This window comes from Caulobacter sp. D5, assembly GCF_003185805.1.
Taxonomy (GTDB): Bacteria; Pseudomonadota; Alphaproteobacteria; order Caulobacterales; family Caulobacteraceae; genus Caulobacter.
This window is the reverse complement of the sequence record NZ_QHJY01000324.1, coordinates 1-8,076: the sequence shown is the minus strand read 5'-3', so window position 1 is coordinate 8,076 and position 8,076 is coordinate 1. Positions and strand designations below refer to the sequence as shown.

Annotated in this window: 5 protein-coding genes and 1 pseudogene; 4 read left to right on the top strand and 2 right to left on the bottom strand. The window is 69.8% G+C overall.

Annotated elements, in window-relative coordinates; all coding sequences use genetic code 11:
* Window positions 1-1,010: pseudogene (locus tag DMC18_RS19545) on the bottom strand (hypothetical protein); the annotation flags it as partial.
* A 236-nt stretch (window positions 1,011-1,246) separates the two neighbouring features.
* Here DMC18_RS19545 and DMC18_RS19540 point away from each other — a divergent pair.
* Window positions 1,247-1,720: a GatB/YqeY domain-containing protein gene (locus tag DMC18_RS19540; RefSeq protein WP_110118046.1), complete on the top strand. Its 474-nt coding sequence runs from the start codon at window positions 1,247-1,249 to the stop codon at window positions 1,718-1,720.
* An 80-nt stretch (window positions 1,721-1,800) separates the two neighbouring features.
* Here the strand turns inward: DMC18_RS19540 and dapB are convergent, their stop codons facing one another.
* Window positions 1,801-2,583: a 4-hydroxy-tetrahydrodipicolinate reductase gene (gene dapB, locus DMC18_RS19535; protein WP_110118047.1), complete on the bottom strand. Its 783-nt coding sequence runs from the start codon at window positions 2,581-2,583 to the stop codon at window positions 1,801-1,803.
* 271 nt (window positions 2,584-2,854) lie between these two features.
* Between dapB and DMC18_RS19530 the strand changes: the two genes are divergently transcribed.
* The 3 genes from DMC18_RS19530 to DMC18_RS19515 all read left to right on the top strand — a co-directional run bounded on the left by DMC18_RS19530 (window position 2,855) and on the right by DMC18_RS19515 (window position 7,985).
* Complete coding sequence (locus DMC18_RS19530; protein ID WP_110118048.1) at window positions 2,855-5,140, top strand: NADP-dependent malic enzyme; 2,286 nt, start codon at window positions 2,855-2,857, stop codon at window positions 5,138-5,140.
* 488 nt (window positions 5,141-5,628) lie between these two features.
* The gene (locus DMC18_RS19520) at window positions 5,629-7,065 is read left to right on the top strand and encodes a sensor histidine kinase (RefSeq protein WP_110133229.1); all 1,437 of its coding nucleotides are present in this window, start codon (window positions 5,629-5,631) and stop codon (window positions 7,063-7,065) included.
* Between the two features lie 155 nt (window positions 7,066-7,220).
* Window positions 7,221-7,985, top strand: a complete 765-nt coding sequence (locus tag DMC18_RS19515; RefSeq protein WP_110133228.1) for a 3-oxoacyl-ACP reductase — start codon at window positions 7,221-7,223, stop codon at window positions 7,983-7,985.
* Window positions 7,986-8,076 lie beyond the last annotated feature (91 nt).

Sequence of the window (8,076 nt, the reverse complement as noted above, 5' to 3'; positions counted from 1 at the left end):
CTGCGGGCCTCGACGCCGGGGGCGACCAGCCGGCCGGCCCGGGCCTGGCCCGAGACCCGCGCCGCCGCGCCGCCCTTCTTGAAGTCGCCGGCCACCAGCCCCGCCAGGGTCAGGCGGGTCTCGACGTCGGCCAGGCTGGTCTCCCCTGCCCGCAGGCCCTGCGCCTTGATCGACAGCTTGACGTCGGCCGGACCGGTCGCGGCCAGCCGCTTGAGGTCGGGATAGGCGACGTCGGCCTCGAGGCGGGCGTCGGCCTCTTCCAGGTCGATCTGTTCGGCGTCCAGCCCCTCGACGTCGGCGCGGGCGTCGACGGTCAGGCGGTCGCCGCGCTTGCGGGCGCGCAGGGCCGCCCCGCGCAGCTCGACCTGCAAATCGTCGGTGGCGTAGCGCATGGCCGCCACCGCCGCGTCCAGCCGCAGCAGCTGGCCGTCGTCGAGGCTGGCGTCGCCGGTCAGGCGGGCCACGCCGCCGGGGGTGTCGAGCGTCACCCGGGCGTCTTCGACCAGCACGGCCGGCCCGCCCTGCTTCTCCTCGCCGGGCGACTTCAGCGCCTCGTCGATCAGCGGCTGGAGCTTGCCGAAGGTGAGCCTCGTCCCGTCGTAGCGGGCGCGCAGGCGCGGGCTGGTGATGCGCACGGCCCGGGTGTCGATGGCGAACGGCCCGCCCGACCACGGGGCGGTCAGATCGTAGGCCACCTCGATGCGCTTGGCCGAGAAATAGGGGTCGTTGGCGGGGCCCAGCCGGATCGAGCCGGCGAAGCCGCTGGCGTCCAGGCTCTCGACCGAGATCAGCCCCTCGATGCCGCGCTCGGCCAGCCACGCCTCGGCCAGGGCGCGGCTGATCTCGCGCCGGCCGGAATAGGCGGAAAAGCCCAGGGCGATGAAGGCCATCATCGCGAACGACACGGCCTCCAGCCCGGCGTCGGCCAGGGCGGCCTTGTCGAGGCGGAGACCCCGCTTGGGTTTCGCGGTCTTCGGTGCGGAATCGGGGTCGGCGTGGGGCTCGGCCATTGGCCGCACCATGCCGCAAGCCGTGGCGTTTGTGAGGCCCCCGTTGCGGAAAAGTCGAGAAAGCGCCGGTATTGAAACAGGGAAAGGGACGCGCGGCCTTCGCTCGGCCTATCGCCTTCTTCCCGTCACTCCCGCCCTGGAGCCGCTATCGACACTCGCCCATTAGCGAACGCATCGAGAGGCCGCTATGAGTGGCTACGGCACTACCGAATAGAGTGAATTGAAAGGACGACGACATGGCTTTGCTCGACGCGCTCAAGGCTGACCAACTCGCGGCGCGCAAGGTGAGCGACCGCCTGAAGGCCGACCTGCTCACCACGCTGATCGGCGAAGCCACGCAGATCACGACCGAGGAATTCAAGCGCGGCGTGACGGAAGTCACCGACGAAAAGGTCGTCGCCACCGTCGCGAAGTTCCTGAAGAACACGAAGCTGACGCTGGAAAACCTCGCGGCCGAACGTGCGCGCCTGACCGAAGCCGCCGGCGATGTGTCGAAAGTGGACGAGCGGATCAAGGCGGCCGAAACCGAGCTGGCGATCCTGTCCTCCTATGGCCCCAAGCAGATGACGGAAGCGGAACTGCGCGCGGCCATCGACGACTTCCGCACCCAAAACCCCGACGCCAACGTCGGCGCGATCATGGCCCACCTGAAGACCAACTTCGGCGGCCAGTATGACGGCAAGGCGGCCAGCGCGTTGGCCAGGGGCTAGACCGAAGGCTGGTCTTCCCGCCGCAGGGGCGGCCACTGGGGCGGCCACTGGGGCGGGAAGACGGGAGACTAACTAGGCGCCTAGATCGCCTTAAACCCCAGCACCTGCTGCATGTCGTAGATGCCCGGCGGCTTGCCCTGCACCCACACGGCCGCGGCCACGGCGCCGCGGGCGAACAGGCCGCGGTCGATGGCCGAGTGGGCGATGGTCAGGCTTTCGCTCTCGCCGGCGAAGATCACGCTGTGCTCACCGATGATGCCGCCGCCGCGCACGACTGAGAAGCCGATGTTCCCCTCCGTCCGCGCGCCGGTGACGCCGTCGCGGGCGCGGTCCTCGACCTCGGAGAGCACCACGCCGCGCCCCTCGGCCGCGGCCTGGCCCAGCATCAGGGCGGTGCCCGACGGGGCGTCGATCTTGCGCTTGTGGTGGGCCTCGAAGACCTCGATGTCCCAGTCGGCGGCCGGCAGGGCGGCGGCAGCCTGACGCACCAGGCCCATCAGCATGTTGACGCCCAGCGAGTAGTTGCCCGAACGCACGATGGCCACGGTCTGGGCGGCCTTCTCCAGCCGCGCGTCCTGCTCGGGGGTGAAGCCGGTCGAGCCGATCACCAGGGCGATCCCGCCGCCGGCGGCGGCGACCGTCTCGGCCAGGGCGACCGAGGCCTCGGGAATGGTGAAGTCGATGATCGCCTGGGCCTGGGCCAAAGCGCTCTCCAGCGCCACCAGGCCCTCGCCCTCCGCGCCCGGCCGGTCGAAGCGGGCGACGGCCACGGCGTCGGACCGGCCCTCCAGCGTGGCGGCCACGGCCTTGCCCATGCGGCCCAGGGCTCCGGCGACGGCGATCCTGACGGGGGGGGCGGACATGGGCGTTCTCTCCACGAAACGAGCCCGCGCCTCGTCGCCCAGCCCCTCCGCCCGGTCAACGGATTTATCCGGTGGTCCGTTCGCCAGCTTACGCGGGGGCAGCGTCCCACATGCCGCAAACCCAATCCCAACAAGCGTTTGTAGCGATACCATCGATGATTGCGCGGTTGTCGCGCCTGCCCCCCGTCGCTAGGCTGGTCCGTGCATAAGGGCGCGTCGCATCGTTCGGCGGGTCCATTTCAACTGGCTACGCAGGACAGGAAACGCCGCCATGAGCGACGCGGAACGCAAGACCTTCACCGACGCGGAGGCCCTGGCCTTCCACCGCCACCCGCAACCGGGCAAGCTGGCGGTGACCCCCACAAAGCCGATGGCGACCCAGCGCGACCTCAGCCTGGCCTATTCGCCCGGCGTGGCCGTGCCGGTGCACGCGATCGCCGCCGATCCCGACATGGCCTACGAGTACACCTCCAAGGGCAACCTGGTGGCGGTGATCTCCAACGGCACGGCGATCCTGGGCCTGGGCGACCTGGGGGCCCTGGCCTCCAAGCCGGTGATGGAGGGCAAGAGCGTGCTCTTCAAGCGCTTCGCCGACGTCGACAGCATCGACATCGAGGTCTCCACCAAGGACGCCGACGAGATCATCACCGTCGTCAAGAACATCGGCGTCACCTTCGGCGGCATCAATCTGGAAGACATCAAGAGCCCCGAGTGCTTCCGCATCGAGACCGAGCTGCAGGAGCTGCTCGACATCCCGGTGTTCCACGACGACCAGCACGGCACCGCCATCATCTGCGCCGCCGGCCTGATCAACGCCTGCCACATCACCGGCAAGAACCTGGCCGACATCAAGGTGGTGCTGAACGGCCCGGGCGCGGCCGGCATCGCCTCGATGGACCTGATCAAGGCCATGGGCGTGCGCCCCGAGAACGTCATCGCCTGCGATAGCAAGGGCGTGCTCTATCGCGGCCGCACCGAGGGCATGAACCAGTGGAAGAGCGCCCACGCGGTCGACACCGACAAGCGCACCCTCGAAGAAGCCGTGGCCGGCGCGGATGTTCTTCTTGGCCTGTCGGCCAAGGGAGCCTTCACCCCGGAGATGATCGCCAGCATGGCGCCCAATCCGGTGATCTTCGCCATGGCCAACCCGGATCCGGAGATCACGCCGGAAGAAGTCCACCGCGTGCGCAAGGACGCGATCATGGGCACCGGCCGCAGCGACTATCCCAACCAGGTCAACAACGTCCTGGGCTTCCCCTACATCTTCCGCGGGGCGCTCGACGTGCGGGCCCGCCGCGTCAATCACGAGATGAAGATCGCCTGCGCCCAGGCGCTGGCCATGCTGGCCCGCGAGGATGTGCCGGATGAGGTGGCCGCCGCCTATCACGGCCGCCAGCTGAAGTTCGGCCCCGACTACATCATCCCCTCGGCCTTCGACCCGCGCCTGATCTGGTACGTGCCGCCGTTCGTGGCCCAGGCCGCCATGGACACGGGCGTGGCCCGCAAGCCGATCGCCGACATGGAGGCCTATCGCCAGAGCCTGGCCCAGCGCCTCGACCCCACCGCCGGCTTCCTGCAGAAGATCGCCGGCTCGGTCATGGCCCGGCCCAAGCGCATCGTCTTCGCCGAAGGTGAAGAGCCGTCGGTCATCCGCGCCGCCTACGCCTTCCAGGCCGGCGGCTACGGCAAGGCCATCCTCTGCGGCCGCGAGAACCTGGTGCACGAGAACATGCGCCTGGTGGGCCTGGACCCCGAGACCTCGGGCCTGGAGATCCACAACGCGCGCCTGTCCGACCGCAATCCGGACTATGTCGACGCCCTCTACGCCCGCCTCCAGCGCCAGGGCTTCCTCAAGCGCGACGTCCAGCGCCTGATCAACCAGGACCGCAACAGCTTCGCCGCCTCGATGGTCAGCATGGGCGAGGCCGACGGCATGGTCACCGGCGTCACCCGCAGCTTCGACCAGGCCCTGGACGAGGTGCTGCGCGTCGTCGACCCCGCCCCCGGCGGCCGGATCATGGGCATGTCGGTCGTGCTGGCCAAGGGCCGCACCATCTTCGTGGCCGACACCAACGTCACCGAACTGCCCGACGCCGACGAGCTGGTCGAGATCGCCTGCGAGGCGGCCCGCGCCGTCTCCAACCTCGGCTTCAAGCCGCGCGTGGCCTTCATGAGCTACTCGACCTTCGGCAACCCGATGGGCGAGCGCTCCGACAAGGTGCGCGAGGCCGTCGCCGCCCTCGACGAGATGGGCGTCGACTTCGAGTACGAGGGCGAAATGCCCCCCGAACTGGCCCTCGACCCCGAAAAGCGCCTCGCCTACCCGTTCATGCGCCTGACCGACAGCGCCAACATCCTGATCATGCCGGCCATCCACGCCGCCTCGATCTCGACCAAGCTCGTCCAGTCGCTGGGCGGCGCGACGGTGATCGGGCCGGTGCTGCTGGGCTTGAGCAAGTCTGTCCAGATCTGCCCGCTCGGCGCTTCGGTGTCGAAGATCCTGAACATGGCGATGATGGCGGCTTACGATCAGCCGGTGGAGGCTAGCGCCGAGTAAGGGGCGTCTCCCCTCTCCTCCCCCGTGAAACGGGGGAGGGGGACCACGAAGTGGTGGAGGGGGCGAGGCTGGGCGCTGTGCCTGACCGCTCTCTCTACCGTAAAATCCCCGCGAAAGCGGGGACCCAGGTGTTTTGTCGTCGAGCGCCATGGGTTTCAGAAAAAGCCTGGGTCCCCGCTTTCGCGGGGATTTTACGGTTTGGGGGTCTGCGGACGGGATTGGTGCGTGAGATCGCCCACCCGTTCCCTCTCCCCTTACGGGAGAGGGTGGCCCTGCGGAGCAGGGTTAGGTGAGGGGTCTCTCAGAACTCTAAGCCGCGTGCGGCGGTCAGGCCGGGCGGGGCCGTCCAACATCTGAGAGCCCCCTCATCCATCGACTTCGTCGCCACCTTCTCCCGCAAGGGGAGAAGGTGCCCCCTTTCCCCCCTTGCGCGAACGGGGCCATGATGCGCGCTCTCGCCGTCCGTAGCCGGAGCCCCCGCCCGCCCGATGATCGCGCAGGACTCGCCCAGCCTGACCACGGCGCTGAAGCATGCGCCGCTGGGCATCGCCATCTTCGACCGGTCGATGCGCTATCTGGCCCATTCGGCCCAGTACCTGACCGACCAGGGCCTGCCGGCCGACCTGCCGCTGCTGGGCCGGGTGCACTACGAGGTGTTTCCAGAGATCCCCCGCCACTGGCGCGACCTGCATGCGCGGGTGATCGCCGAAGGGGTCGAGCTGCGCGAGGACGCCGGCGACCGCTATGTCGACCGCAACGGCCGGGTCGAGTGGATCCGCTGGTCGATGGCCCCCTGGCGCACCGAGGACGGGGCGATCGGCGGCCTCGTTCTCTATACCGAGGTGGCCACCGCCGCCGTCGAGGCGCGCCTGCGGCTGGAGGCGGCCGAGGCCCGCTACAAGGCGCTGTTCGAGCAGGCGGCCATGGGCGTGGCGCGGATCGCGCCGAGCGGGACCTTCCTGGAGGTCAACGACCGCTTCTGCACCATCACCCGCCACGATCGCGACCACCTGCTGGCCGGAGACGCCGCCGAGCTGATCGAGCCGGAGGACCTGCCGGACGCCCAGCGCCACGTCCGCTCGCTGCTGGCCGGCCGCACCGACACCTATCACGCCGAGCGCCGCCTGCGGGCCGGCGACGGGTCCAGCCTGTGGATCCGCCTCAACGTCTCGCGCGTGCAACCGCCCGGCCAGCGGCCCTACCTGGTGGCCATCATCGCCGACATCACCACCCGCAAGCGGATCGAGGTCGAGCAGGAGCGCCACCAGGGCCAGCTGCGCCTGCTGATCAACGAGCTGAACCACCGCGTGAAGAACACCCTGGCCACCGTCCAGTCGATGGCCGCCCAGACCCTGCGCAACGAGCCCGACCCGATCACCGCCTTCGAGAAGTTCGAGTCGCGGCTGCTCGGCCTGTCGCTGGCCCACGACGTGCTGACGCGCGAGAGCTGGCACGGGGCCGAGCTGCGCGAGGTGGCGCAGCGGGCGCTGGCCCCGTTCACCGCCGCCGCCGGGCGGGTGAGCGTCGAGGGACCGGCCTGCTTCCTGCCGCCGGGCGGGGCGCTGACCATGTCGCTGATCTTCCACGAGCTGGCCACCAACGCCCTGAAGTACGGGGCGCTTTCCACGTCTGAAGGGGCCACGTCCGAAGGCGCGGTGGCGGTCGCCTGGAGCTTCGACGCCGAGGCCCGCGCACTGTGCCTGACCTGGACCGAGACCGGCGGCCCGCTGGTGACCGCACCGCCCGCCCGGCGCGGCTTCGGCTCGCGGCTGATCGAGCGCAGCCTGCGCGGCGAGCTGCGCGGCCAGGCGCGGATGGACTGGCGGCCGCAGGGCCTGGTCTGCCGGCTGGAGGCCCAGGTCCCCCTGCCCAACCCGCCCTCGCCGGAGCTGGGGGTCGTGGCGAGTTTGGACGAGAGGCGGTAGTGCGTGGCCCTCGCCCTTCGACAGGCTCAGGGTGAGGACCATGGCGAGGCTGGGCGTTAGAAAAACCTCATCCTGAGCTTGTCGAAGGACGAGGTTTTCGCCGCCGTCCAAACAGCGCTAACAACCCGCCGGGCCGAGTTTGGAGTCTCTAACCTATGCAGCTGTCCGACCAGATCGTCCTCGTCACCGGCGCCGGCCGGGGCCTGGGGGCCGAGATCGCCCGCGCCTTCGCCCGCCACGGCGCCCGCGTCGTGATCAACTATCGCGCCAGCAAGGACGCCGCCGAGGCCCTGGCGGTCGAACTGGGCAGTCCCGAGCGCGCCATCGCCGTCCAGGCCGACGTCGCCGACCGTCCCGCCGTCGAGGCGATGTTCGCCGCCGCCAAACAGGCCTTCGGCTCGCACGTCACCACCGTGATCAACAACGCCCTGGACTACAGCTTCAACGGCGACGCCCGCGCGCATCTCGCCAGCATCGCCTGGGAAGACTTTGAGAAGCAGAACGTCACGGTGCTCAAAGGCGCGCTGAACGTCATCCAGGTCGCCGCGCCCGACATGGCCGACGCCGGGTTCGGCCGCGTGATCAACGTCGGCACCAACCTCTTCCAGAACCCGGTCGTGCCCTATCACGACTACACCGCCGTCAAGGCGGCCCTGCTGTCGCTGACCCGCACGGCCTGCGGTGACCTCGGCCCCGCCGGGATCACCGTCAACATGGTGTCCGGCGGCCTGCTTCGCGTCACCGGCGCCAGCGCCGCCACGCCCGAGCCGGTCTTCGACCTGATCGCCGGCATGACCCCGCTGCGCTCGGTCACCACCCCGGCCGAATTCGCCGACGCGGTCCTCTTCTTCGCCAGCCCGTGGGCGCGGGCGGTGACGGGGCAGAACCTGGTGGTGGACGGGGGCCTGGTGCGGGATTGATCTGCCTCCCTTCCCCCTTGATGGGGGAAGGGTCGGGGATGGGGGTGCCCACAGCGGCGGCCGGCGCTCTGGCGTCAAACGCGGCAGTGGC